The 23,865-nt window shown below is 47.9% G+C and carries 26 protein-coding genes; 17 read left to right on the top strand and 9 right to left on the bottom strand.

The genetic code is table 11. The features are described from left to right. Positions 1–117: 117 nt before the first annotated feature. The 9 genes from BM334_RS06070 to BM334_RS06025 all read left to right on the top strand — a co-directional run bounded on the left by BM334_RS06070 (position 118) and on the right by BM334_RS06025 (position 7,587). Positions 118–1,422: a glycosyltransferase gene (locus BM334_RS06070; RefSeq protein ID WP_092839461.1), complete on the top strand. Its 1,305-nt coding sequence runs from the start codon at positions 118–120 to the stop codon at positions 1,420–1,422. Positions 1,423–1,511: 89 nt separating this feature from the next. Then, positions 1,512–1,763, top strand: coding sequence for a type II toxin-antitoxin system Phd/YefM family antitoxin (locus BM334_RS06065; protein WP_055439932.1), 252 nt, complete (start codon positions 1,512–1,514; stop codon positions 1,761–1,763). Then, positions 1,753–2,037: a type II toxin-antitoxin system RelE family toxin gene (locus tag BM334_RS06060; protein WP_092839458.1), complete on the top strand. Its 285-nt coding sequence runs from the start codon at positions 1,753–1,755 to the stop codon at positions 2,035–2,037. The genes BM334_RS06065 and BM334_RS06060 overlap by 11 nt, the downstream gene beginning before the upstream one ends. Positions 2,038–2,215: 178 nt before the next feature. Then, complete coding sequence (locus BM334_RS06055) at positions 2,216–2,770, top strand: hypothetical protein (protein ID WP_055439934.1); 555 nt, start codon at positions 2,216–2,218, stop codon at positions 2,768–2,770. Positions 2,771–3,170: 400 nt separating this feature from the next. Beyond that, positions 3,171–4,172 carry a hypothetical protein gene (locus BM334_RS06045; RefSeq protein ID WP_055439936.1) on the top strand — a complete coding sequence of 334 codons (1,002 nt, stop codon included), beginning with the start codon at positions 3,171–3,173 and terminating at the stop codon, positions 4,170–4,172. A gap of 239 nt (positions 4,173–4,411) precedes the next feature. After that, entirely contained in the window at positions 4,412–5,017 is a 606-nt protein-coding gene (locus BM334_RS06040; RefSeq protein ID WP_092839452.1) for a hypothetical protein, read from the top strand. A gap of 27 nt (positions 5,018–5,044) precedes the next feature. Further along, positions 5,045–5,296 (top strand): hypothetical protein, encoded by a 252-nt coding sequence (locus tag BM334_RS06035; RefSeq protein WP_092839449.1) that lies wholly within the window; start codon positions 5,045–5,047, stop codon positions 5,294–5,296. An 81-nt stretch (positions 5,297–5,377) separates the two neighbouring features. Continuing rightward, positions 5,378–6,625 carry an APC family permease gene (locus BM334_RS06030; RefSeq protein ID WP_092839446.1) on the top strand — a complete coding sequence of 416 codons (1,248 nt, stop codon included), beginning with the start codon at positions 5,378–5,380 and terminating at the stop codon, positions 6,623–6,625. Between the two features lie 53 nt (positions 6,626–6,678). Further along, a complete protein-coding gene (locus tag BM334_RS06025; RefSeq protein ID WP_092839443.1) occupies positions 6,679–7,587 on the top strand; it encodes a cation diffusion facilitator family transporter in 909 nt (302 codons plus the stop codon). Here BM334_RS06025 and BM334_RS06020 read toward each other — a convergent pair. Further along, entirely contained in the window at positions 7,584–8,945 is a 1,362-nt protein-coding gene (locus BM334_RS06020) for a permease prefix domain 1-containing protein (protein WP_198677359.1), read from the bottom strand. The genes BM334_RS06025 and BM334_RS06020 overlap by 4 nt on opposite strands. Next, positions 8,926–9,288, bottom strand: a complete 363-nt coding sequence (locus BM334_RS06015; protein WP_092839440.1) for a PadR family transcriptional regulator — start codon at positions 9,286–9,288, stop codon at positions 8,926–8,928. The genes BM334_RS06020 and BM334_RS06015 overlap by 20 nt, the downstream gene beginning before the upstream one ends. 137 nt (positions 9,289–9,425) lie before the next feature. Here BM334_RS06015 and BM334_RS06010 point away from each other — a divergent pair, with 137 nt between their 5' ends. After that, positions 9,426–9,671 carry a GlsB/YeaQ/YmgE family stress response membrane protein gene (locus BM334_RS06010; RefSeq protein WP_092839437.1) on the top strand — a complete coding sequence of 82 codons (246 nt, stop codon included), beginning with the start codon at positions 9,426–9,428 and terminating at the stop codon, positions 9,669–9,671. Positions 9,672–9,715: 44 nt separating this feature from the next. On the opposite strand, the gene yghU is transcribed toward BM334_RS06010, so the two are convergent. Continuing rightward, complete coding sequence (yghU, locus tag BM334_RS06005; RefSeq protein ID WP_092839433.1) at positions 9,716–10,567, bottom strand: glutathione-dependent disulfide-bond oxidoreductase; 852 nt, start codon at positions 10,565–10,567, stop codon at positions 9,716–9,718. A gap of 140 nt (positions 10,568–10,707) precedes the next feature. Then, complete coding sequence (locus BM334_RS06000) at positions 10,708–11,112, bottom strand: BON domain-containing protein (RefSeq protein WP_092839430.1); 405 nt, start codon at positions 11,110–11,112, stop codon at positions 10,708–10,710. Between the two features lie 140 nt (positions 11,113–11,252). Here BM334_RS06000 and BM334_RS05995 point away from each other — a divergent pair, with 140 nt between their 5' ends. Genes BM334_RS05995 through BM334_RS05980 form a run of 4 tightly spaced genes read left to right on the top strand, consistent with a single transcriptional unit; the run spans position 11,253 to position 14,219 of the window. Next, positions 11,253–11,711, top strand: coding sequence for a YccF domain-containing protein (locus BM334_RS05995; protein WP_092839426.1), 459 nt, complete (start codon positions 11,253–11,255; stop codon positions 11,709–11,711). A gap of 9 nt (positions 11,712–11,720) precedes the next feature. Continuing rightward, positions 11,721–12,749: a saccharopine dehydrogenase family protein gene (locus tag BM334_RS05990; protein ID WP_092839422.1), complete on the top strand. Its 1,029-nt coding sequence runs from the start codon at positions 11,721–11,723 to the stop codon at positions 12,747–12,749. Next, a complete protein-coding gene (locus BM334_RS05985; RefSeq protein WP_092839419.1) occupies positions 12,742–13,707 on the top strand; it encodes a phospholipase A in 966 nt (321 codons plus the stop codon). Before BM334_RS05990 ends, BM334_RS05985 begins: the two co-directional genes overlap by 8 nt. A gap of 41 nt (positions 13,708–13,748) precedes the next feature. Continuing rightward, a complete protein-coding gene (locus BM334_RS05980) occupies positions 13,749–14,219 on the top strand; it encodes a hotdog fold domain-containing protein (protein ID WP_055439949.1) in 471 nt (156 codons plus the stop codon). A 26-nt stretch (positions 14,220–14,245) separates the two neighbouring features. Here BM334_RS05980 and BM334_RS05975 read toward each other — a convergent pair whose 3' ends face one another. After that, on the bottom strand, positions 14,246–14,818 hold the full coding sequence (locus BM334_RS05975) for a gamma-glutamylcyclotransferase (RefSeq protein WP_092839416.1): 573 nt from the start codon (positions 14,816–14,818) through the stop codon (positions 14,246–14,248). A 43-nt stretch (positions 14,819–14,861) separates the two neighbouring features. On the opposite strand from BM334_RS05975, the gene BM334_RS05970 reads away from it, so the two are divergent. Together BM334_RS05970 and BM334_RS05965 are read left to right on the top strand one after the other, a co-directional pair. Continuing rightward, a complete protein-coding gene (locus BM334_RS05970) occupies positions 14,862–15,323 on the top strand; it encodes a methyltransferase family protein (RefSeq protein WP_092839412.1) in 462 nt (153 codons plus the stop codon). 59 nt (positions 15,324–15,382) lie between these two features. Then, entirely contained in the window at positions 15,383–17,965 is a 2,583-nt protein-coding gene (locus tag BM334_RS05965) for an EAL domain-containing protein (RefSeq protein ID WP_092839409.1), read from the top strand. On the opposite strand, the gene BM334_RS05960 is transcribed toward BM334_RS05965, so the two are convergent. From BM334_RS05960 to BM334_RS05950, 3 genes are all read right to left on the bottom strand, one after another. Next, on the bottom strand, positions 17,962–18,966 hold the full coding sequence (locus BM334_RS05960; RefSeq protein ID WP_092839406.1) for a hypothetical protein: 1,005 nt from the start codon (positions 18,964–18,966) through the stop codon (positions 17,962–17,964). The two genes, BM334_RS05965 and BM334_RS05960, sit on opposite strands and share 4 nt — an antisense overlap. 90 nt (positions 18,967–19,056) lie before the next feature. Further along, positions 19,057–20,541 carry a PH domain-containing protein gene (locus BM334_RS05955; RefSeq protein ID WP_177215040.1) on the bottom strand — a complete coding sequence of 495 codons (1,485 nt, stop codon included), beginning with the start codon at positions 20,539–20,541 and terminating at the stop codon, positions 19,057–19,059. Further along, the gene (locus BM334_RS05950; protein ID WP_092839399.1) at positions 20,534–21,028 is read right to left on the bottom strand and encodes a PH domain-containing protein; all 495 of its coding nucleotides are present in this window, start codon (positions 21,026–21,028) and stop codon (positions 20,534–20,536) included. Before BM334_RS05950 ends, BM334_RS05955 begins: the two co-directional genes overlap by 8 nt. Positions 21,029–21,119: 91 nt before the next feature. Here BM334_RS05950 and BM334_RS05945 point away from each other — a divergent pair, with 91 nt between their 5' ends. Further along, on the top strand, positions 21,120–21,800 hold the full coding sequence (locus BM334_RS05945; protein ID WP_092839396.1) for a type 1 glutamine amidotransferase domain-containing protein: 681 nt from the start codon (positions 21,120–21,122) through the stop codon (positions 21,798–21,800). Between the two features lie 44 nt (positions 21,801–21,844). On the opposite strand, the gene BM334_RS05940 is transcribed toward BM334_RS05945, so the two are convergent. Continuing rightward, positions 21,845–23,863: a TonB-dependent receptor family protein gene (locus BM334_RS05940; protein WP_092839393.1), complete on the bottom strand. Its 2,019-nt coding sequence runs from the start codon at positions 23,861–23,863 to the stop codon at positions 21,845–21,847. Between the last annotated feature and the right edge of the window lie 2 nt (positions 23,864–23,865).

Genomic DNA, 23,865 nt, shown 5'->3' with positions numbered 1-23,865 from the left:
GTGTATAACAAAAAAATTAAGTCGCCTGCTGCGCAGGCTGGGACGCATACACGCAGGGCGGCTTCGCCATTATGCCCTACGTGCCTGCGCCCCTTATTTAAAAGTTAGGCCCCCACAATGAACATACTTATTCTTACCTACGGAACCCGGGGCGATGTACAGCCGTATATTGCATTGGGGCAAGGCTTAAAGCGGGGTGGACACTGCGTAACGGTGTCAACGAGCTCACGATTTAGCGGGGCTATTGAAGCTGCTGGACTCCATTATGCCTACATGAACGATGGTATGCTGACTTTGCTGGATACGCCTGAAGACCAAGGCGTGCTGGAAGATACGAATAATATATTTCAAGTGGTAAAGCGCACGTTGGGCTTGCTCAAGAAAGTAGGCCCGATACAGCGTGCCTTAGCTGACGAAAGCTGGGAGGCAGCACAACAATCACAGCCAGATATGATTGTGTTTCACCCCAAGGCGTTTACTGCACCTGATATTGCTGAGAAGCTCGGCATTCCCGTTGCGATGGCGCTAGTCGTGCCAGGATTAGTACCTACGGCTGAGTATCCAAACATGATGCTGCCTCGATTGAAGCTGGGTGGGTGGTATAATAAACTCTCATATAGCTTTGTTAATCTACTGATTGGGTTGTCGGTGGCTAAACACGCTCGAACATGGCGCCAGGAAAATAACCTACCGAAAGCAAAAAGCTTTAGTCTTTTACAGACTCACGATGGCACAGCAATTCCTGTTATTCATGGCTTTAGCAAATTGGTAGTGTCACGACCTGACGACTGGCCGCGAACGGCTAGTATCTGCGGTTACTGGTATACCGAAGATGGTGAAGACTATGAGCCTACACCAGAACTTTCAGCTTTCTTGGCCGAAGGCTTACCGCCTGTGTATGTTGGCTTCGGCTCCATGACAGGACGTGACCCTGAACGTTTAGCAAGTATGGTCATTGAAGCACTTCAAGGAGCAGGCGTTCGCGGCGTTCTCGCAACTGGCTGGGGCGGGATAAAAATTAAGACGTTGCCTCAGAGTATTATTGCGGTTGACCAAGTGCCTCACTCATGGCTCTTTTCTCGCGTGAGAGGCGTTGTGCACCATGGAGGCGCAGGAACCACAGCTGCAGCCTTGCGTGCAGGAAAGCCTTCTATTGTTATACCTTTTTTCGGAGATCAACCCTTCTGGGGGGATCGCGTGCATACACTGAACGCTGGTTCAGCCCCGATCCCATTGAAGAGGCTGACGGTTGATAGGCTTCAGGCGGCTATCGAAGAGATAACCACCGACCAGAATATGATTGACGATGCAGAGGCGCTCGGAATGAGACTGCGAGAAGAGGATGGCGTAGAGAACGCAATTGCGACGATTGAGAGCCTTGCAGGCGTGCCTAACCAAGCATTGCAGCGGACAAGCCGCTGAATGCGGCGTTAGGGCTCAGTTTTTATCTAGGCAAAACTATGAAAATAACCTAAAATATGATCTTTATTTAGGTCATATTTGAGGTTTTTATGCGCCAAGTGTTAGCAGATTTTTCTGTAAGCATCTCAGAGTTAAAGAAAAATCCATCATCGTTGCTGTCCCAAGCTAGTGGTTCCCCTATTGCTATCTTGAATCATAATAAGCCTGCTGCATACCTTATACCTGCGGATACGTATGAGGCAATTATGGAAATGATCGAGAATTACGAACTGGGCAAGCTGGTCGAAGAGCGTCGTAGTGAGCGTGCAGAAGCCATCGCGGTGTCGCTGGATGACCTATAAGCTGAAATTTGTACCCTCAGCACTGAAGGAATGGAAGAAGCTGAACGCTGCTATAAGAAGTCAGTTCAAGAAGAAGCTTGAGGAGCGACTTATTAATCCAAGAGAGCCTTCGGCAAAGCTTGGAGGCTACAGTTCAGTGTACAAAATTAAACTACGATCAGCGGGTTACCGATTGGTTTACGAAGTGGTCGATGAAGAGCTAGTCATCTATGCTCTTGTCGTTGGTAAACGAGAGAAAGGGAAGGTCTACCAGACTTTGAAGGACCGAAAATGATGCCGACATCTCGCCATTAAAAGCAGTTGCAACGGCTGCCAATGTCAACAAGGGGTGAAAACTGATCCACACTCGATCAATTTTAATCTGTTGCTAATAGCTACACTGCGGATCGACTATTAACGTACTGCCAACGGGTATATAAGGTATCTCTAGGTCACATAATCGGTGAGAGTCTATGAAAATTTTGAACGTACTGTTGTTTTTAGCTATCTGCGGACTATCTTTTATGTCAACCTCGTTGTTAGCTGACGACAACCTAAAGCTACTTGCTGCTTATCAAGCTGATCAAGAAGCGCGTTCGGAAGAGAATTTGAAAAACGGTAATTTCCCGATATATAGCGATGAAATGGCCCGCCGATTATTGGTTTTTGAAGAGCTGGTTAATGGCCGTATTTCAACTGCTGCAGATTTCGTGCATGCAGCGGTTATATTGCAACATACAAATCTTGAGCACGTTGACAAAAAACTCGTAAGTATGGGCAATGAAAATCATTTGTTGGCATTTTATTTGGCAAAACGAGCTGCGGAATTAAACCATCCTGACGGTCGTTGGTTGATGGCTGCAACCTACAATCGATATATCGAAAACCGCGGACTAAGTCTTGAGTCTTATGGCGTGGCTTATAGCGATGGTGAATTGAAAGCGGCTAGCAAAGATATATCCACTGCTGATCGAACAACCAAAGGCTTGCCCCCGTTACCTGCGATTGTATACGAACGCGATGAGTAATACATGCGGGGGCGTAATGTCCGTTAGGTTTGTTTTCAGTTTATGCGTCGTATTTGTTTTATCCTCGTGTGCTGTAAGTTCAGACACGGAAACGCCAATATGTTTTGCTTCCGAGTCTGAAGCGCGCAAAGTGGGCCGTAAGATATATGACAAAGGATTTAACCACCGAGTAAGCTATTGGGTTACCGGTAATTCAGAAAAAACGATTGTGGGTCTCGGACTAAAATGGGGGGGATTTTCACCTACAGATTTTTGTCCACAAGATCAGTTTCCGGTTTTAGTGCTTTATGATCAACCGAAGGATAGCCCATATGATAAGCAGGTTGTTTTGAAATGGGCTAATTTTGTGTTTCGCCAAATGCATAACGATATGAAAACCTCTGGATAAGGCACTCATCAAATGCGCACCGCCATAAAAACGAAAATACCACTGCTATTTCTCATTGCTATTTCGCTATGGTGGACGTTTTATTATCAATCGAATTCAGTGCTGAATGACTTTGGAAGTGCCAACTATGAATGGCTGTTCTTCATTGATGCGTTCTTTGTTCTGCCCATACTCTGCTTTGTCTGCATAAAGAATAAAAAAGAAGCACTACTAAAAGCCACTGTGCTGTGCAGCATTGCTGTTTTGGTCGGCAGTTTTATTATTCCGCAGACAAATAAACTAATTTGGCCCTATCTTGAGCAGGGGCGGTATTTCGTTTTAGCCGCATTGGTGCTGCTTGAGTTATCGGTGTTGCTTACTGTTTATGTTTCGATTAAAGCGGCGCTAAACCAGAACATCGATCCAGATTTGGCTATAGCAGAACCGATTAAGCGCTATTTAGGAGACGGTTTGGTGGCTAAGGTGTTCAGTTTTGAAACCCGCCTGTGGACTTACGCATTATTTGCTAGCCGAATTAAGCCAGAACGCTTTAATGGCGAGCAGCATTTTACTTATCACCAAAAAGACGGCGCACAGAGCAACCTACTTGGGTTTATTTTATTAATTATTATTGAACTGCCAATTGCGCATGTATTACTGCATTTTTTCTGGTCGCCACTTGCGGCAAATATTATCACAGCGCTAACGCTATTTAGTTTGGTGTTTTTTATCGCTGAATATCGTGCGTACGCGAAACGGCCTATTTCGCTAACCGCAAACGAGTTAATTATTCGCTATGGAATTTATCCACCGCAGGTTATTCCGTTATCAAAAATTGCAGCGGTTAAGGCGCATGCAACTTATGTAAAGCGAGCAAAGCAAGTGAAACGCTATAACAGTTCAGGTGTGCCAAATATTGCGATTGAATTGAAGCCAGCAAGTGATGGTTCGGATCATGTGATACCGACAATATACTTGGGGATTGATCAGCCTAATGTATTTTTAAATGAACTCAAGCCTCGGCTAGCTCTATAGCTAATTGGCTTAATGATTAAACGCCACTTATCATAAAATTGATAGCTGCGATGATTTTTGAATGATAGCGCAGAGCAGGATTAGGGTTGGTTTGGCACCTTTGGTGTTTGGGCGGCGGTGCTCTCATGCAAATGTGGCAAAAAAAAGCTGGCGGATTGTCGCTAACGGGTGCATTTCAATACGTTGCGAGTTGTGTGTTTATATGGCTAATGTTGGCCATTTTGGAGAACTAATTGCGTATGAGCCGTAATCAAAAACTGCTGCTATTCATGTTCATTCCGCTGCTTTCAAGCTGCCAGGTGGCTGGCGTTGCCGTGCAAGCCGTCACCGGCAGTATTGGCTGCAGTGTCAATGACAACCCAACGGCTAACCTTCAACCCGGTGCAACGCGAGACATCGCGCTGAACTTAGCACTGAACGATGCGGGTAAAGTGATTGAGCTTAATGAAACCGCGGTGTGTGAGTACCAAGGCAGTATGTGCGCCGGCGGCAAGTGGTATTCAGTGTGGTATGGCGACCAAGATATCACCCACACGATCAATTTATCTGATGACAATCAGCTGGTATTTAAACCGCATAATTTCTGCATTCAAGTCCATGACTATGAAGAACAATGTGCAGCCGGTAATTGCTCAGCAAGTGAGCAGTTCATGGTTAAATTACACTATTCAAAAACCATACAAGAACAGCGAAAGGCGCAAGATCTTGACTGGAAACAAGGCGAAATGACAGATGTCTCATTAGTTAATGGCCAAAAACTAGTGAACTACGGGTATGACGTTAGCAACTATCGTGTTGTTTTTGGTGACCTAAAATCTGCCAGTACAGCTGGAAAATTATTATAAATCGCTAACTGAATAATTGGAGTCATTATGCTTACAAAATTACTGCAGCATGTGGGCGCGTTTGTCATTGTTATGTTGGCCTTTGCATTACTAAGCTTGCCGGCTATTGGTTTTACTTATTTGCTGGCGTGGTTGTTAAGCATAGTGTTTGATATTAACTTCGACAGTGCAATTACGCACGGTGTGTTGTTGGTGCTTTCGGCTATTTGGACCCTAGCCACCATAAACAGCAAAGAAGGTAGCGAAGAATTATCTAAAATGCTGACGCTGAAGCGTTAACGGCAGCGCTTTGAAAACGGCATAAAAATGTCATAAAGCGGTGCTACGTTGGCTGATCACCAAAGCTAAAAAGGAATAATAATGACACAACAGTTAGTACGTGAAACAACACTTTTTGGCGCGATTATTCTTGGCTTAGGCTCAATTTTGGGTACGGGCGCGTATGTCAGTGTGGGCTTAAGTGCTGAATTGGTTGGGCCAAATTTGGTCTTTGCTATTGTTATTGCGGCAGTAACGGCTTTGTTGAATGGCTTAAGTTCGGCCCAATTAGCTGCTGTGCACCCTGTAAGTGGTGGCACATACGAGTATGGCTATAAGTTTCTCAACCCAACCGCAGGCTTAACAGCCGGTACCTTATTTGTGCTAGCAAAAAGCGCGTCAGCCGCTACCGCAGCACTTGCCGTCGCCTGGTATTTACACGGCTACATAAGCACAGTTGTTAACACACCAGCATGGGCAATCAATGCAATAGCCGCGACGTTACTGCTTATTTTTACGGCTTTTGTTCTTAGCGGCGTGCGCCGCACCAATTGGTTAAATGCCATGTTGGTCAGCATCAGCGTAGCTGGTTTACTAGCATTTATAGCTGCGGCATACAGTCAGCCAAGCCCGCCACAAATTTTTACTGAGGCCTCACTGCAGCATTACGACAACGGTTTGTTTTTTGCGGCCGCGTTAATGTTTGTAGCCTTTACTGGCTATGGCCGTATTGCCACTATGGGTGAAGAAGTCGTTAACCCGCGACAAACCATACCAAAAGCAATCGTACTTACTTTAGCGGTCATTAGCCTGCTGTACATAGCTGTTGGCCTAGCTATTTTGCATGCAAGTGGCGCCGAAAGCTTTGCTCAAAGTAACTTCAATATAGCTAACCTAGTTGAAAATTCGCCGTGGCACAGCTTGGTGGTTGTGGGCGGTATTGTCGCTATGTGCGGCGTTATTCTGAACCTCGTGCTTGGTGTGTCACGGGTGGTATTAGCCATGGGGCGCCGCGGTGACTTACCACGCAGTTTGGCCAGCCTAGACAGCCAACAAAAATCAGCGCCAGCCGCCACTTGGCTAACTTTTGCAGTTATGGCCGCCATTGCACTACTCGGTGGTATTGAAACCGCATGGACGTTCAGTGCATTCACCGTACTTATTTACTACGGGCTAACCAACCTCGCCGCCCTCAAAGTACCCCAAGCCCAACGTTTCGTGCCCAAGTGGGTTTCCATACTCGGCTTAGTCGCCTGCCTAGGCTTAGCTATTTTTATTCCCTGGCCCACTATTGTTCTAGGCATGCTCTTGGTGTTATGTGTTATCGTCTTTAAACGAATAACGAACTAGCTTTTCAGCTAATATCCAATATCCAATAGCTAATATCGACGTTGAACTAAAACATGGGCCATCATCACGATCACAGCAAAGATCTCTCCTCGGAACGCCTAGGCTGGGCGTTCCTACTTAATTTCTGCTTTACCATTATTGAGTTTATTGGCGGCATACTCACCAACAGTACTGCCATACTTGCCGACGCCGTTCATGACTTAGGCGACAGCTTATCGCTTGGCATGGCGTGGATACTCAATAAACTCGGTAAAAAACAAGCCAACAACCAGTTTACTTATGGTTACCGGCGTTTAAGTTTGGCTGGCGCTTTTATCAATGCCATTGTACTTATTGCCGGTTCGGCATGGGTTTTAATGGAGGCTATTCCGCGACTGTGGAACCCCGAAATGCCCATTGCTGAGGGCATGATCGGCCTCGCCATTTTAGGTATTGCGGTGAATGGTTTTGCCGCCTATAAACTCTCTGCGGGCAAGTCATTAAACGAGCGCGTGATTAACTGGCACTTAATGGAAGACGTGTTGGGCTGGGTTGCGGTACTTATAGTGGGTATTGTGCTGCAATTTGTGAACTGGCCCATTCTTGACCCGTTGTTGTCGGTGGCGTTCACCCTATTTATTTTGTTTAACGTGATTCGCAATTTGTATGAAACGGCTCGTTTATTTTTCCAAGCTGCACCGGACAATGGCACGGTGACTTCGGTGAGTAATACCTTAAAGCAGTTGCCCCATGTGGTTGATGTACATCATTTGCATTTTTGGTCACTAGACGGCGAACACCATGTGCTCACCGCTCACTTGGTACTTGATGAAGATATTGGCACCGAAGCGCGGCGTGACTTAAAACAGCAAATTGATAATGCGCTAGCGCCTTACCATTTAAGCCACACCACCATTGAGCTTGAGCTGCCTGGCGAGCTATGTCGTGATGACAAGCCTCATCACCACGACCATGCACACTAGGTAAAACGAAACAATATAGGCAGCAGCAACACCACCACAGCTGCCCATACAACGTAAACGGGCACCATACGAGTTTGCCAGCGCTCTAGCTTGGCAAAACCTGCGTGGTTAGCGCGAATTAAACCCCAGTAATACCAAGCATAACCACTCAAGCTAACCAGCAAGATTAAGTTTTCACCTAGCGCTGCTAAACGGTTGGGTGTAATACCCATTGCAAATATACGATCAGACATGGCGCTCAATGCAACCACATCCACGCATAATGCGGCTAGCACCAATAACAATTGCAAGGTGTCAAATAGGCTTGGCGCTTGTGTGGGCTCGCGTGACGATACCGCGTAGAGCACTAAGCCCAACACAATAATCAGCATGGCGTCTAAACCAATAAGTACTTCGCGTTGCATATCAAAAGCGCGCCCCGAAATAAGCAACACTGCTAAAAAGCTCACCAGTAGCAATGTGAACAAGGGGGTAAAAATGCGAGCGAGCACAGGGGCCATGTTTTCTACGGTGCCTTTTTTAGCTTCCACTAACCAGCCCACAATAACAACCGCACCCATGGCACCACTTGGAATGAGCCACTGCTGCGCAAAAATTTCGATATCAACGCCAATAAACGAAAACAGCCCTATGGTCATTGCCGTGAGCACAGCGCCGCCTATGGCGATTAGCACAAAGTAAATGGCGTATTCGCCAGAAAACCGAATGAAGTCCATGCGGCGTGCATCGGTTTGCCACCAATTACCGGTGTACATAATGCCCACTAAAAACCATAAAATAATCGGCAAATGTAAAACGGCTAAATCGCCAGTGTCGGATATGGGTTGCCAGGGGTAGGCATTCATGGTGACCGCAAACAGCGCTACGGTGCCTAAAATTAGCCACCAAGCCCGAGTACCAAGCTGCCGTTGTACCACCCAGTATCCGGCTAATAGCGGTAAGCAAAACAAACTTATGTTACGTGCATACACCCATTCGTGTTGCTCGGGGTTAAAGCCAAATAACCGCGGTATTTGGAATAGCAGGGCTGCGGCAATCGCAAAGCACAACGCGACCAATACGTCATTGAGCCAGTTGGAGTGGGGTTGGCTTAATACCAGGTTTCGCCACAGCCGGCCCGTATGCACCTCAGCAAATTGCTGCGAAACGGCTTCAATATTGCCAATGCGTTTGGTGGCTATTAGAAAGGCTTCATCGGCATGCAATCCCTGTGTGAGTAATGCATCAATTTGATCGCGCAAGTGGCTCTCAAGTTCATCGGCGTCGTCATTCAAAATAGCCGAACGGCGCAGTACAAATTGGCGCCACTGCGCTATGCTTTGTTCTAAATCGAAATGATTAGGCGAACTGGACATCATTGTTGTCACTCCGTTGCATGTCGCGCCAAATTTTATTCAGCGCTTGGTTAATGATTTGCCATTGCTGCTGTTGTTCACACAGTGTCTTTCGGCCTTCTTCCGTAACTGCGTAATATTTGCGTTTACGGTTCGAGTCACCGACACGCCAGCGCGAGAGCAAGTAGCCTTGTTTTTCTAAGCGATGTAACAGCGGATATAACATGCCATCTGTCCACTGCAACTCGCCCCCAGACAACTCTTCAACGCGCTTCACTATCTCGTAGCCATAGGTTTCACCTTCAGCAATAACGCCAAGTACCAATGGCGTTGATGAAGCCGCCATTAAATCTTTTGATAAATTCATGGGTTACTATCTCACTTATACCTAGAAGTACTATGTATAATCCTATACCTAATAGTTCTAGGTATGCAAGCTCGCGCTATCAAAAATTTCTGCTAGGCTTACTAACGAGTTGTTTAAAAACAAAAAAGGAGAAGCAAATGGGTTTTCTTTGGTTTTTGTTAGTAGGGCTTATTGCAGGCTGGTTAGCTGGTACGCTCGTTAAAGGCGGCGGCTTTGGTATTTTAGGCAACATAGTTATTGGTATTATTGGCGCTATGCTGGGCGGGTTTTTGTTTAACTTGCTTGGGTTGTCGAGCAACGGCAGTATCATTGGTAGTATTATTGTCGCGACCGTTGGTGCCATTGTGCTGTTAATCATTGTGCGGGCGTTGAAAAAAGCTTAGCGGTCATTGTTCGCAAAACCAAAAAAGGGCTTTTCAGCCCTTTTTTATTGGTTAAAGTCGCTTGCGTCATGGCGCTCGCGTAATTGCTTGTCGGGTTCGCCCCAGGTTTTATTCACAATACGCCCGCGTTGTACTGCGGGGCGTTTGGCTATTTGCTCAGCCCAGCGTAGTACATTTTTATACGTGTGCGCTTCAATAAATTCAGCGGCCTCATAAACCTGATTCGTCACTAACGCGCCATACCAAGGCCAAATGGCCATATCCGCAATTGTATACTGGTCTCCCGCTATGTATTCATGCTCGGCTAACTGGCGATCAAGAACATCTAACTGGCGCTTAATTTCCATCGTGTAGCGGTTAATTGGGTACTCATATTTTTCTGGGGCATAGGCATAAAAATGGCCAAAGCCGCCACCTAAAATCGGGGCGCTAGCCATTTGCCAGAACAACCAGTTTAAGGTTTCGGTGCGTTTAGCGGGGTCTTGCGGCAAGAACGCATGAAACTTTTCTGCTAGATAAAGCAAAATTGAACCCGACTCAAACACCCGCGTTGGTGGTGTTGTACTTACATCTAACAGGGCCGGTATTTTCGAATTAGGGTTCACACTAACAAACCCACTACTAAATTGGTCACCTTCAAGAATTTCAACTAAGTGGGCATCGTATTCAGCGTCACCAATACCGGCTTCAAGCAACTCTTCTAGCATGACTGTTACCTTCACGCCATTTGGGGTGGCCAAAGAATAAAGCTGCAGCGGGTGTTTACCCACAGGTAATTCTTTCTCGTGCGTGGCACCTGCAATGGGTCGATTAATGCTTGCAAAATTACCACCACTTTCTTTATCCCACTGCCAAACCTTCGGGGGCGTGTATGATTTATCCGTTGATGACGACATGCGTGCTCCTCGCTATGAAATGTATGGTTAAGAGTGTAACGCACTGTGGGGTAGTTTGGATTATTCGACTTTGGCATAAGGGGTATTGAATTGGCATAAAAAAACGGCGCCGAGGCGCCGTTTCTCACAAGATTTTGGAGTTATTGCTGCACTTCAATGTCGTTTTCAACCGACTGCACGCCTTCAATACCTTCGGCAAGTTGTTCAGCTAAATCAGCCTCACTAGCCGTAGCAACAACGCCGCTGAGTACGACGTGGCCGTCAATCGTTTCGACATTAATTTGGCTAGCACTCACCTGGTCAGCTTCAAACAATGCAGTTTTAACCCGCGCGGTAATCGCACTATCACTTAAAAAGTCGCTGGTGCGGTCGGCCGATTCACGCGCAAAATCAGCGGCATCTTCGGCAGCGCGCTGCGTCGCTTCTGTTGCTTGCTCTAACGCCGTTTGTGCTTCTTCACGCGTTTCTTCTTGCTCTTGCTGTGAGCAAGCAGATAAAGCCAGAGCTGAAATGGTTGCAATAAGTAAAGTTTGCAGTGTTTTCATGGTAAAACCTCCTGTTTTCGATATGCTTGTAAATCGTTACAGTCTAAACATAGTAAAGACTCGAGAAATTTGAAGTCGGTTTACATAGCTTTTGCGTTGTCGACATAACAGGTTCGGTAATATTTAACGGAGAAAGCAGTATGCGTACATTGGGTAATATTTTGTGGTTTATTCTAGGTGGCGCCATTATGGGCTTAGGCTGGTGGCTAGCCGGGTTGGTTGCATTTATTACTATTGTCGGTATTCCATGGGCCCGTTCTTGTTTTGTCATTGGCTTATTTTCATTTTTCCCGTTTGGGCAAGAAGCCATAGCGCGTGACGAACTGACACAAAAAGAAGATATCGGTACCGGCGCGCTTGGCTGCTTCGGCAATGTGCTGTGGTTTATTTTCTTTGGTTGGTGGTTGGCTTTGGGGCACTTAGTCGCAGCCATTGCCATGTTTATTTCAATTATTGGAATTCCATTTGGTATTCAACACATTAAGCTGGCCGCTATTGCGCTTTCGCCGGTAGGTAAAACCATTGTAAGCAAAGAGGTGGCTGCTGCTGCACGCATGCATAATGCGCAGCAAACCGTTAGCAACCTGCGGAAAAAATAAGGACCAAACATGAACTGGATGATATACGGTGCCAATGGCTACACGGGTAAGCTTGTGGCACAACAAGCCAAACAGCGCGGGCTAACCCCAATACTTGCCGGGCGCAATGGTGAAGCCATTCACAAATTAGCGGGTGAGCTAGAGTTACCGAGTTGTGTGGTGAATCTAAATGATACTCAAGCATTACAGCAAGCGCTGACTGATATTGATCTAGTGGTGCATTGTGCCGGACCATTTGAAGTGACTGCCAAGCCTATGATTGAGGCCTGTTTGGCCAGCAAAACCCATTATGTGGATATTACCGGTGAATTAAGTGTGTTCGAATATGCGCATGCACAGCATGAGCGTGCGGCAGCAGCCGGCATTGTGTTATGCCCTGGTGTTGGGTTTGATGTTATTCCAACCGACTGTGTGGCGGCCAAGCTCAAGCAAAAGCTGCCCGACGCAACCCATTTAGCGTTAGGTTTTGACTCGGCGTCGCGCATGAGCCGTGGCACCGCTAAAACCAGTGTGCGGCGCTTAGGCGAAGGCGGTGCCGTGCGTGCCAATGGCACCATTACCACGGTGCCCCTTGCCTACCGAACCCGCGAAATAGATTTCGGCAACGGCAATAAATTTGCCATGACTATACCCTGGGGCGATGTCTCAACGGCTTTTTATACCACAGGGATCCCCAACATTGAGGTGTATATTCCGGCCTCACCGAAGTTAGTGAGTAAGTTGAAAAAACTCAATTGGTTACGTTGGTTGTTGCGCATTGAAGGCGTGAAAAAGTTTTTGGAAAAGAAAGTTGATAGGCAACCTGCGGGGCCAAGCGACAAGCAACTTGAACAGGCGACGACTTACGTATGGGGTGAAGCTCGCAATGCAGCAGGTATAACGGAAACACTGCGCGTGCAAGTGCTGAACGGTTACAAGTTGACCAGTATGGGGGCAATTGATGTAGCCATGCATATTGTCTCGCAGCAGCCGGCGGGCGGCTATTACACCCCAGCGTTGTTATGCGGTGAGCAGTTGGTGGAGAAATATTATGTTTAAGTATAGTGCTGTGAAGTTTGGTTTATTGGTCGGTGGACTGTTTTGGTCTCAGCTTGTGTTGGCGCAAGATACCTCGGAAAATGCCGTGAACAATCCACAAGCTGAAGTCGAGCTTGATGCAGAAGCTTTTGCAGAAACCGACTTAATTGGTCGATTTTGGGAGCTTGGTGAAGACCAAAAGCGCGGTATTTTTGACCTGCGTACCTTTCACCCCAACTTTATTTTGCCAGTTCATTACAGCTCAAACCCCAATGAGCAGCCAAGCTCGCCAACGCGTGGGCCGGGAACGCCATTTGAAAACTTGCAACCTAACGAGGTCAAGCTGCAGTTGTCACTGCGCACCAAGTTGGTTGAAGACATTTTGTTAGATGGTGATATTTGGGTGGCGTATTCGCAAACATCGCTTTGGCAAGCATGGAATTCAGACGACTCTTCTCCGTTTCGAAGCACCAACTATAAACCTGAAGTTTTTTACGTGATGCCGTGGAAAGAAAAATGGGACTTTATTCCTGGTGACGCCACCGTACGCTTTGCCAAAGCAGGTTTGGCGCATGAATCGAATGGTCAGCGTAAGCCTGACTCGCGTAGCTGGAACTATATTTATTTTGGCGGCGCCGTTGAGTGGGGCCCAGTCATTTGGGAGACTACGTGGAAGCAACGTGTTAACGAAGTTGGCGATGACGACGATAACCCTGATTTAGTGCGCTATCGCGGTAATTTCGAGAACCGTTTTTCGTGGCGTAATAATTTGAGTACCTATAGTTTAACGCGCATTACTCGAGAACTGTCTTGGGACAAAGGCTCATGGCAGCTTGATTTCACGCACCCATTAAACTCTGACAAGCCTGATGGACTACGTTTTTATATTCAATTCTTCTCGGGCTACGGGGAAACGTTGCTAGATTATAACCATCGTCAAAACCGTATTGGCATTGGCTTTTTGTTGTTAAATATTTAGGTTGTGAGAGCAGCCGACGCCCTTTGGAGTACAACCAACTGATGAACGAAAACTACTTACTCAAGCTTTATCATAAAACCTTAAAGCTACCCTTTGGCCGCGCGTTGTTTTCGCGCATTTTTGCCAAGAAAGCACCGTATTTCAGCACCATAAAACCAACCATTGCTGACTTAAAGCCTAATTACTGCGAGTTAACCTTCAAAAAGCGCAAAGCCGTGCAAAATCATATTGGCACTGTGCATGCCATTGCTTTGTGTAATGGCCTTGAAATGGCGATGGGAGCCCTTGCGGAAGCGTCGATACCGAAACATCTGCGCTGGATACCTAAAGGCATGACAGTAACCTATACCGCCAAAGCTGATAGCGATATTCGAATTGTTGCCAGCGCTGATGAAAATGCTTGGAAACCGGGTGATTTACCTGTGCTTGTGCAAGGCTTTCGTGCTGACGGTACCTTGGTTATTGACGGTGTGATTACGATTTATATTTCTGAAAAACCGACGCGCAAATAGTGCTGCGAAAGTTAACGCCGCGCCGGTTACTCAGAGGCCAATGCCAGTAACTCACGCTCTATGGCGAACACATGATCATCGTGTTCGCCAAGCTCGCGCAGGGCCTCGGCTAATTTTAATAAGTACTCATCATTAGGGCCGCTTGGGCCGTGCGAGTTGGCAATATGCTGGGCAATCTGTGTTGCTGAAGCGTCGCCCAAAAACGCCGCGTTATCGGGGCCGGCAATATAAACCAACCCTTCCACTGAGCCGGGCTCGTCAAGCCACTCAAATTCAGTGAAAATTCGCAAATAACCGTTTTTTTCACGGTGATCAAGGTGGGCAAACACGTCAGGCGTTACTTCATATGCCATGCCGGCGCATACTGCTTCGGGTGCTTCAATCAGCGTCGCAACACGGCCCGGCTTTTCCGGAGTACCGCGATGATCGTGTGAGCCTTGCCAAAACCGCCGAGCCCAGCCACGAATACGTGCTGGTTTGCGTTGTATAAAAGGGAAATCTGCTTTATAAATCAATGACCCATAACCAAAAAGCCACACTGACTTTAGGTGGTCTAATGGCTGGCGTTGCTGATTTAATGCAATCGTGTTGTGTGACATAGGCTACTATTTTACCACCTCTTTACTTGCACAGGAAAACGGTATGCAAAAACTTGAGTTGAAAGTGCCACCGGTGGCGGTGGTTGCCATTATTGCTGGTGTTATGGCGTTAACGTCGCGTTTGCTACCCATGCAACCCTGGCGCTTTACCGATGCCAAGGCGCTGGCCTTTGCTTTGGTAACCGCCGGCGCATTTATTGCGGTGGCTGGGGTTATTGCATTTCGCCAAGCTAAAACTACCGTCAACCCAATGAAACCCGAAGAGAGTTCAGAGGTTGTTCAGACGGGTATTTATGGGTTTACGCGCAACCCAATGTATTTAGGTTTTTTGTTGGCATTAGCTGGTTGGGGTGTGTGGCTGGGCAGCTTGCCGGCATTGGTTTGGCTCATTGTTTATGTGTTGTATATGAATCGCTTTCAAATTATTCCTGAGGAGCGCATATTACAGCAGCACTTTGGCGCTCAGTATGTGAATTACAGAAAGCGCGTACGGCGCTGGTTTTAACGGTAATTCAATGCTATACGTTATGTAAATATAAACAAAAGAGGTGCCATTTGGGAAACATGAAAAGCATATCGTTTTTAGCGTTAGCAGCTTGTCTATGTTTCTGCCAAGCCTCTTTTGCCTACAACAATGAAGTCGAGCCTCAAGTTATTCGGGTTGGGGTTTACGAAAACCCGCCTAAAGTTATGTTCGAAAATGGCCAAGTTTCGGGAATTTTCGGCGATATTCTGCAGGAAATGGCGTTCCGAGAAGGTTGGAAAATTGAGCCAATTACTTGCCAATGGAATGATTGCTTAAAGTTACTGCGTAGCGGCGATATTGACCTTATGCCCGACGTGGCGCTGAATCAGCAACGTGACGAAAGCTTTATCTTTCACCAAACACCGGTGTTGCACTCGTGGTCGCAGTTGTACGGCAAACGCTCGTTAAAAGTATCAAGCTTGCTTGATCTAGAGGGCGTGCGCATTGCGGTTTTAGAAGACTCTATACAACAAGTGTATTTGGCTGACATTGCGACGAACTTTGGTTTACAGGTGGAATTTGTTGCGGTTCGCTCCTTTGAACAAGGTTTTCAGGCCGTGCTGGCAAACCAAGCCGATGTGGTTGCATCAAACCACCTGTACGGCGACCGCCGTGCACGAGAACTTGATCTCGAACCGACACCGGTGATGTTTCAGCCCAGTCGGTTATATTTTGTTAGCGCAAACCCCCAAAAGCAGGGGGCGATTAACACCATCGAGCAGTACATCAGTGACTGGCGGCGTGACGCGCATTCACCGTTTTACCAAATTCTGCAGCGCTGGCGTGCCATGCCTTCCGATGCACCTGCATTCCCTTATACATTAATTACTTTACTCGGTAGCGTGTTGCTACTGGTGTTTGTCACTATGCTGTGGCTGCGCCGGCGTGTAAAACAGCGCACCCTTGAACTAGCTCATAGTGAACTTAAGCTAAACACCATTCTTGATTCGGTAGAGGCTTATATTTATATCAAAGACAAAAACCTTCGTTATGAATATGCCAACAAAAAAGTGTGTGATTATTTAGGAACCACCACAGATAAAATTATCGGCCAGTCGGATAGTGCGTTTTTCAATAAAAAAACCTGTGAACACTTAATGGAAAATGACTTACGCGTTATTCGCCAAGGTGAACGCGTGGCAGATGAAGAAAATAACGTGACCGCCGATGGCAGTATGCGCCACTTTTTGTCGGTAAAAATACCGTTACGCAATGCATACGGAGAGGTTTATGCGCTGTGTGGTATTTCGACAGATATTACTGAGCACATCACCATTAAAGAGTCGCTGACTCAGTTGGAGTATTACGACGCCATTACCGGCTTGGCGAATCGTAAGTTACTGCTGCAAAACTTAGAACATGCATTGGCGAGTTCCAATCGAACCGGCTACGAAGGCGCTCTGGTTAGTATAGACTTAACCCATTTCACCATTATAAATGACACCTTAGGGCATGCAGCCGGCGACCAAGTGCTGCAGCAAGTGGCGCAGCGTATTCGTAGTAGCATCGACGACACGGACACGGCAGCGCGTTTAGGCTCAGATGATTTTGTGGTGATTTTGGAAGACTTAAGTCGCGATCCAGAACAAGCCGTATTAGCGGCTCGAAACTGGGCGCGAGAATTACTAGCAGCGCTTGCTGAGCCTTATGTGTTGGGTGACATAACCCATAGCACAACCGCGTGTATTGGCGTCACTATGTTCTCAGACAGTCAAAGCAGTGTGGCTGGGATGCTTAAAAATGCCGACTTAGCCATTGCTGAGGCGAAAGCTCAAGGGGCCGAGTCCATTCGCTTTTTCAACCCAGCGATGCAAGAGTCTATTAACCGTCGTATGCTCATTGAATCGGCGTTGCGCCGAGCGGTGAAAAACAACGAACTTGAGCTGTATATGCAGCCGCAAGTGAATGAAGATCGCGAAGTTATTGCCGGTGAATTATTGCTGCGCTGGACCGACCCAGACCTTGGGGTTATTTCGCCGGTTGAGTTTATTCCTGTAGCTGAGTCGAGTGGCCTGATTGTGCCGTTGGGTAGCTGGGTGATAGAACAAGCCTGCAGTATTTTGCAACAATGGCAAGCGCACGACGCACTCAAACACATACCCTTGGCAGTGAACATTAGCCCGCGACAATTCCGCCACAGTCACTTTGTGACGCATATTGAGCGCTGCTTACAAGCCATGCAAATTCCACCAGGATTGCTTGAACTTGAAATTACCGAAGGCTTACTTATCGATAATATAGATATAACGGTGAAGCGTTTGGTGCGCTTGGGCGAGCTGGGCGTGCGTTTTTCACTGGACGATTTTGGAACGGGGTACGCGTCGTTGGCGTATTTGAAAAAGTTACCGCTGTACCAATTAAAAATCGATCAAAGTTTTGTGCGTGACATGCTCACCGACGTTAATGACGAAGTTATTACCACAACGATTTTGGGGCTGGGTAAAAACCTAAATTTATCGGTTATTGCCGAAGGCGTAGAAACGCAGGCCCAGTTAGAGCACTTGCGTGGTTTAGGCTGTCATAAGTTTCAAGGTTATTTGTTCGGCCGGCCCCAGCCTATAAGTTACTGGCAGAGCCGGCTTGAACAGAGCAAGATATTACCAGAAGACGCGTCGGCCTAGCGAGCCGGCGGTACTAATTGCTCTAAGCTTGCTGGAGTTATGCGCATGATCATGGTGCGCAGCGGGTGCCAAAATACCGACACCAACAGAAGCCCAAAGCCAATCACCACACCAATAATTGCTGCGCCTAAGTTAACCACACCAAAGCTGGTTAATAGCGCGCCAAATACGTAAACCACGTACGACAACGCCGATACCATCAGCGCGCGGCGATCGAGAATAAGTGATAAGGCACTTAAGCCAAGGTAAAGCACTAAGGTGATCAGTGCTTGTGCCACACTCACCTCAAAGTCACCGTCTGCAATGGTGACAAATATAGGATGGACTAATAACGGGGCCGCCAGTAAATGCAGCCAAAAAGCCACGTCAGAATGGCGTGATTGGCGCAGTCGATCTTGGCTGTCCCACCACAAGGCAACGGCAAACACGACAACGCCAGAAATAAAAATCAGTACCTTTATCAAAGTGTCAGAAAAATCAAAAACCAAGCTGGCCGAAGAAATCACAATACCAATAACGGTGGCAAGACCGGCAGCAAGAGTAATAGGCACTTTAAACCGGTACCAGTGCGCAGCAGCCACGGCCGCAGTCAGCGCAAATGCCAAGACGAAATAACCGCCGTGCTCAGCGGATTTAGCTGCGAAGCCTGTCGCAACTGCGTAATAAACACCACCTAAACAAAAAAACATCAACACAATGGAAGGCAGAGCCATGCGGCGTTTGAGGGTGAAATATTCAGACAACCCCCACGCGGTAGCGGCAACAAGAATGCCACCAACAAAATCGTCAATGGTGTTCCCTAAGGTGCCAAGAGCGAATAGCGCCAAAACTGCGGCAATCACCACAAATATATCGTTAAACCCAGTTACTAGCCGAAAATGTTCTTCGTCATGAATGGTCGAGTGCCGCTTTTTTTGCACAAATTCGCGAAAAGCTTGCGCGTTTTCAGCGGGTAATACCCCGTTTTCGACCGCTGAGCTTAAGTCATCATCGGTATACATGTTGGCTTCCTTGTTTGCTTATTATCTGTTCTGGTTTCATCGTGGCACAAAATAGCTAGTTGCTCTACCGACAAACGTAACAATCTGTTGCTACATCCAACGCTTTCGGTTTTGTGCCACGGTTGCTGTCCATTCATGTTGTAATTGCGTCGCTAAAGCAGCGGGTTGATACTTAATCACTTCAGCGCCTGCTGCGGTGTAGACAATGACATCGGCATAGCCCAATAGGCGTAACCAAGGTGACTGATACACATCAATTTGCTGTGCTTTATACATTGGGTACCAATTTTGTTTGCTGCCAAATACGCCACTACGCACGCCAAGCCAGCCTTCGGCTTGAGTGAAACCATAACGTTGCCAGCGAGCTACCGCATACAGCTGTAAGGCAAGCCAAACGCTGGCACCAAGCGTGAGCGCCAAACCTAAATTTTCGACGTTAAGGTAACTTATGGTTGCGGTTATGGGGGCTGTCAATGCTATCCAAAACGACGGTTGCAGCAAAGCCACTGGGCTGATTTTCTGCCAGTTAAGCTGATTCGCGTTGGGTAATCGTAACCAGCGACACAGCTCAGACATGCCGCTTTGTGTAAGCACCGGAAGGTTAAATGCTGCGCTTTGCTGCTGTTGCGCACTCGCTGAGGGTTGTAGTTGGCTTACGCGCATGCTGAACCGCCCTAATAAACGTGCTCGCAGGTTTTGCCGAATACGTACTCGCTGCAATTTATGGTAGCGAAAGCTCACCGTGCGAATACTCAACAGGCCTTGGCGAGTTTGATAGCGTTGGTTGTCGATTGTGAGTGTTAGGTTATAAAAACTAATAACCGTCACCGCAATAGCAAGCACAAATAGCAACGACAAGGCCGCCGCAGCTAAGCCAATGTTTAACCAAAGGCTTTGCTCAATAAACGTGACATTGGCCTCAAGCCAAGGTACCAAACGCTCTTCTAGAATATCGGTTTGCGACACCGGGTAAATCAGCACCGCTAACAACACAAAAAGCTTATTGTCATAAATACCAGCGCGTACCAGCTCGCCAATTCCGTAACTGCGTACGAGATCGGGTTGTGGCGCTGGTGCCGCGCCAACATCATCTTCTGCAGCCGTCGCTGATACGCTTGCATGCTTGGCTTCAGCAAGCATTTGTTGCCGCAAGTTGTGGGCTAACTCAACAGATAAGCCAGGAATTTCAACTTCTTTGCCAGCAGAGCCTGCGCTATCGACGCGCAAAATGGTGAGTGCAAACGGCCGGAAATACCAGGTTTGATCAAGTTCGGCTTGTTGAATGCGTTCATACTTGAGGGTGAGGCTTTTTTTGCTGAACACCCCGGTACGAAGGTGCACGGCGTCATCTGTTAGCGCGTACATGAAAAAGTGATGATTCAAAATCGCGCTGACAATAATAAATACCAAATAACCACCACCAATGGCGTAAGGCAGCCAGGTACTGTCAGTCACGAAAATGGCAGCTAGTACCGGAATAAAGTTGGTGATGTTCTTGATTAAATTGCGCACTTCTTTGGCAATGAAAAAGCCAATGGTGAGTAGTGGAGTGCGCTGCCAAACAAACTCAGTCATGGTCACTCTCATCCGTTTGCTCATTAGCAATCGTGGTAATCAGCTCTGCTTTCATGGCTTCAGCATTGGCCAAAGCCAAGCCCGGTATGCTTAAATCTGCGCCGCCACTGCCAGCGGTATAAAGCGTTAAATGCGCAAGCCCAAACAGGCGCTCAAGAAAGCCTTGGCGAACTTCAACGTGTTGAATGCGGTTCAGTGGTACCGCGCGGGTTAAACGCCATAGCGCGCCTCGGCGCAAAAACATCGCTTCTTCGGTACGCGCATAGGCGGTGAACTGGTAACGGCGCAACGACCAAAACAGCCCAAAAAATACGGTGATGGCAGCCCATGGTACGCCGAACCATAATGGTGCCGGCAACCAACCGTTGTTCGGTAAGAACAGGTATAAACTTGCTGCAATAATTGCCAGAATGGCCATATCAATAAGCACAACCAACTGTAAATAGCTTTTGTAATTGGGTTCGACGGGTATCCAATTTATGGCCATGTGATCAAATCCTCACTTGAAAAAGTATGTTAACGGGCGCATGTCTTTGTTATACCACTCTAACACGCACTTAAGAATTAGGAGCAAGCTCATGAAAATATTAATGGTATTGACCTCGCACGAGCAGCTCGGTGATAGCGGCCATAAAACCGGCTTCTGGGCAGAGGAATTTGCCGCGCCGTACTATTTATTCAAAGACGCGGGAGCCGAAATCGTCCTTGCCAGCCCCAATGGTGGACAGCCGCCAATTGATCCGAATAGCGAGCAATCAGCTGCACAAACCAATGCCACTGTGCGCTTGTTCGAAGACGAAGAGGCTATGGAGCAGCTGTCGAATACGCTGAAATTAAGCCAAGTTACTGCTGATAAATTTGACGCGGTGTTTTACCCAGGCGGCCACGGGCCATTGTGGGACTTAAGCGAAGACCCATTATCCATCGGCCTTATTCAACAGTTCTGGGAGCAGGAAAAACCGGTAGCAGCTGTGTGTCATGCACCAGCGGTATTGGTTAATGTGAAAACCCCAGCCGGCAAACCGCTGGTACAGGGTCGCAAAGTCAGCGCCTTTACCAATAGCGAAGAAGCCGCGGTTGGCTTAACCGACGTGGTACCGTTTTTGCTTGAAGACAAACTGCAAGAGCTTGGTGGCCTGTACGAAAAAGTGGCTGACTGGAAACCACACGCCGTGGTGGATGGAAATCTCATTACTGGGCAAAATCCTGCCAGTTCTGAGTTAGTCGCGCGCGAACTACTTAAGAAGCTGAAGCGCTAAAATGTCATCAAAGCCAGCGCTAATGCGCTGGCTTTAACTGTGTCTTACCAGCGACGACTAAGGCCAAATCCAACCTGTACTTCGCGCCCAACGCCAGGTTCAAAAGCGCGGCCATTGCCTTGGTTAACCACCACTGCACCAACGTATTTGGTGTCACCAATATTGTGCAGCTGCAGCCATGGGCTAACTTGCCAGTTGCTAAAGACATAGTCGGCACGCCAATTGATGTGCCATAAGGTATGGCTTGGCGCCATAACGTTATTGTCGTCGGTGGCGGCAATATCACCGCGGTATTCGGTGATTAAGCTAAGCCGGTGATTAAGCAAATAGTTCCAGTTAAGCTGGCTGTACGCCGTCTGTTCAGCCACTCCTGGTAACCGGTTGCCATTGCCATAGGTTGCCTTAAGCCAAGTAGCGGCGCCCCGCCAATCCCAGTTTTCGGCCAGTTGCCAGCTCACTTCTAGTTCAGCGCCGTAACGTTCGGTAAGTCCGGCGTTGGTATAGGTCGTGCGTCCATCAATGCTTTGGTCCACCACAATTTCGTCGGTCGTTTCAATATCAAACCAACTCAACTGGCCTTTTGCGGCTGCATGCTGCCAGCTTACGCCCACTTCCCATTGATCATTGAAAGCAGGCCCTAGCGCAGTATTTAACCCCGTTTCGGTGTTGCTGTACGCCATTTCGGTTAAGGTCGCGGTTTCAAAGCCATGGCCCCTAGCGGCAAATACACGCCAGGTGTCGCTAATTTGATAGTTGGCGCCAAGGCTCCAACTCAACGCATGTTGTTGTTGCGCACCACTGTCATCGGGGTTTTCAGGCAGAATAAAATAGTCATCAACGCTAAATTCAACGTCGCTATAGCGCAGCCCAGCGGTAACCGACCAATGCTCGTTAACGCGCCAGTCGGTCAAGCTGTATAAAGCCGTTTGGCTCACTTCGCCGCGCTCATTACGACGCAGCTCACCCCGTTGACCAAAGTCGTTCACAAAGCCATAGCGGCGATCAACTTGCTCAGCAACATGAGCACCTAATGTTGTTTGCCATTGGCCGTTCCAGTGTATGTCATAGCTTGCATCGAGGCCCGTGAAACTGCGTTGCAGGTCAATCACAGCGCCTGAGCTGCGGGTGTCGCTGCCTGGAAACGGCAAATACTGCAGCACGTCACGCCAACCGCGCCATGCATTTAGGTGCCAGCCGCTCTTGTTACCCACAGAACTGCGCACAGACAAGGACATTTGTTGATGATGTATCGACTTGCGGGTATTAAAGCGCTCAGCGCCGCCAAAGGTTTGGCTGGGGTCGGCCTGCCAGTCAGCTGGTGTCAGCGAACCTGGGTCTTGCAACAAGGGCGCGTTGTTATCATCCAAGCGCACAATCATTTCAACGCTGTCGGTTAAGTCGTAGTACCAACGTAGCGCCAATTGGTCACGCTCTGCGCTATTGTGTTGGCGTGGGCCGTCGGTACGAAAGCGCGCGCCAGCCAACCTAACGGCACTGCGCTCGCTCACATAGTCTGCTTGCACATGCTGGCGTTGGGTATCACTGGTGCCGGCCATAAAATCCACTTGCACTTGGGTTGTCTGCGGGCGTTCGCTAAACCATTGAATGACACCACCGGCGCTATTGCCGTAAATGGTTGCTAAGGGTCCGCGAATAATCTGCACATTGGCTGGCTCGTCGAGCAAAATACTCGATGTTTGTGCTTGCCCGTCGGGCATGCTCAAGGGAATGCCATCTAGTTGCAAAATAACCCCACGCACCCCAAATGCCGACCGGGCACCAAAGCCTCGTAAGGTAATTCGGGTATCTTGCGCGTAGTTGGCACGCGAATCGGCTTGCACGCCAGCCACCCCTTTGAGCAGCTCGGCGGCATCAACGCGTAGGCCTTCGGGCTGTTCATCTAAGTCTAGGTTGGTGAGCGCAGCAGGGGTTTCATCGGCGGGGCGTGGCTGGCTTTGATTCACCACAATCACTTCATCTACAACAACGCTGGCCGAAGCCAGCGTTGCTGAGGTTTCTGTGGTCGCTGCAAGTGAGGCGACCAAAATACTACTTAACAACATGA

The sequence above is a fragment of the Pseudidiomarina donghaiensis genome (assembly GCF_900116895.1).
In the GTDB taxonomy this organism is placed as follows: domain Bacteria; phylum Pseudomonadota; class Gammaproteobacteria; order Enterobacterales; family Alteromonadaceae; genus Pseudidiomarina; species Pseudidiomarina donghaiensis.
The sequence above is the reverse complement of the archived record's forward strand: the minus strand, read 5'-3'. Positions and strand labels throughout refer to the sequence as shown.

Coding starts and splice junctions, on each gene's coding strand:
- BM334_RS06025 (WP_092839443.1), top strand. CDS start 6,679: ATGGGCCATCATCACGATCACAGCAAAGATCTCTCCTCGGAACGCCTA.
- BM334_RS06030 (WP_092839446.1), top strand. CDS start 5,378: ATGACACAACAGTTAGTACGTGAAACAACACTTTTTGGCGCGATTATT.
- BM334_RS05990 (WP_092839422.1), top strand. CDS start 11,721: ATGAACTGGATGATATACGGTGCCAATGGCTACACGGGTAAGCTTGTG.
- BM334_RS06060 (WP_092839458.1), top strand. CDS start 1,753: ATGACCTATAAGCTGAAATTTGTACCCTCAGCACTGAAGGAATGGAAG.
- BM334_RS05965 (WP_092839409.1), top strand. CDS start 15,383: ATGAAAAGCATATCGTTTTTAGCGTTAGCAGCTTGTCTATGTTTCTGC.
- BM334_RS05960 (WP_092839406.1), bottom strand. CDS start 18,966: ATGTATACCGATGATGACTTAAGCTCAGCGGTCGAAAACGGGGTATTA.
- yghU (WP_092839433.1), bottom strand. CDS start 10,567: ATGTCGTCATCAACGGATAAATCATACACGCCCCCGAAGGTTTGGCAG.
- BM334_RS06070 (WP_092839461.1), top strand. CDS start 118: ATGAACATACTTATTCTTACCTACGGAACCCGGGGCGATGTACAGCCG.
- BM334_RS06045 (WP_055439936.1), top strand. CDS start 3,171: ATGCGCACCGCCATAAAAACGAAAATACCACTGCTATTTCTCATTGCT.
- BM334_RS05955 (WP_177215040.1), bottom strand. CDS start 20,541: ATGACTGAGTTTGTTTGGCAGCGCACTCCACTACTCACCATTGGCTTT.
- BM334_RS06055 (WP_055439934.1), top strand. CDS start 2,216: ATGAAAATTTTGAACGTACTGTTGTTTTTAGCTATCTGCGGACTATCT.
- BM334_RS06010 (WP_092839437.1), top strand. CDS start 9,426: ATGGGTTTTCTTTGGTTTTTGTTAGTAGGGCTTATTGCAGGCTGGTTA.
- BM334_RS05995 (WP_092839426.1), top strand. CDS start 11,253: ATGCGTACATTGGGTAATATTTTGTGGTTTATTCTAGGTGGCGCCATT.
- BM334_RS05945 (WP_092839396.1), top strand. CDS start 21,120: ATGAAAATATTAATGGTATTGACCTCGCACGAGCAGCTCGGTGATAGC.
- BM334_RS05970 (WP_092839412.1), top strand. CDS start 14,862: ATGCAAAAACTTGAGTTGAAAGTGCCACCGGTGGCGGTGGTTGCCATT.
- BM334_RS05950 (WP_092839399.1), bottom strand. CDS start 21,028: ATGGCCATAAATTGGATACCCGTCGAACCCAATTACAAAAGCTATTTA.
- BM334_RS06015 (WP_092839440.1), bottom strand. CDS start 9,288: ATGAATTTATCAAAAGATTTAATGGCGGCTTCATCAACGCCATTGGTA.
- BM334_RS05940 (WP_092839393.1), bottom strand. CDS start 23,863: ATGTTGTTAAGTAGTATTTTGGTCGCCTCACTTGCAGCGACCACAGAA.
- BM334_RS06020 (WP_198677359.1), bottom strand. CDS start 8,945: ATGATGTCCAGTTCGCCTAATCATTTCGATTTAGAACAAAGCATAGCG.
- BM334_RS05975 (WP_092839416.1), bottom strand. CDS start 14,818: ATGTCACACAACACGATTGCATTAAATCAGCAACGCCAGCCATTAGAC.
- BM334_RS05980 (WP_055439949.1), top strand. CDS start 13,749: ATGAACGAAAACTACTTACTCAAGCTTTATCATAAAACCTTAAAGCTA.
- BM334_RS06000 (WP_092839430.1), bottom strand. CDS start 11,112: ATGAAAACACTGCAAACTTTACTTATTGCAACCATTTCAGCTCTGGCT.
- BM334_RS06040 (WP_092839452.1), top strand. CDS start 4,412: ATGAGCCGTAATCAAAAACTGCTGCTATTCATGTTCATTCCGCTGCTT.
- BM334_RS06065 (WP_055439932.1), top strand. CDS start 1,512: ATGCGCCAAGTGTTAGCAGATTTTTCTGTAAGCATCTCAGAGTTAAAG.
- BM334_RS05985 (WP_092839419.1), top strand. CDS start 12,742: ATGTTTAAGTATAGTGCTGTGAAGTTTGGTTTATTGGTCGGTGGACTG.
- BM334_RS06035 (WP_092839449.1), top strand. CDS start 5,045: ATGCTTACAAAATTACTGCAGCATGTGGGCGCGTTTGTCATTGTTATG.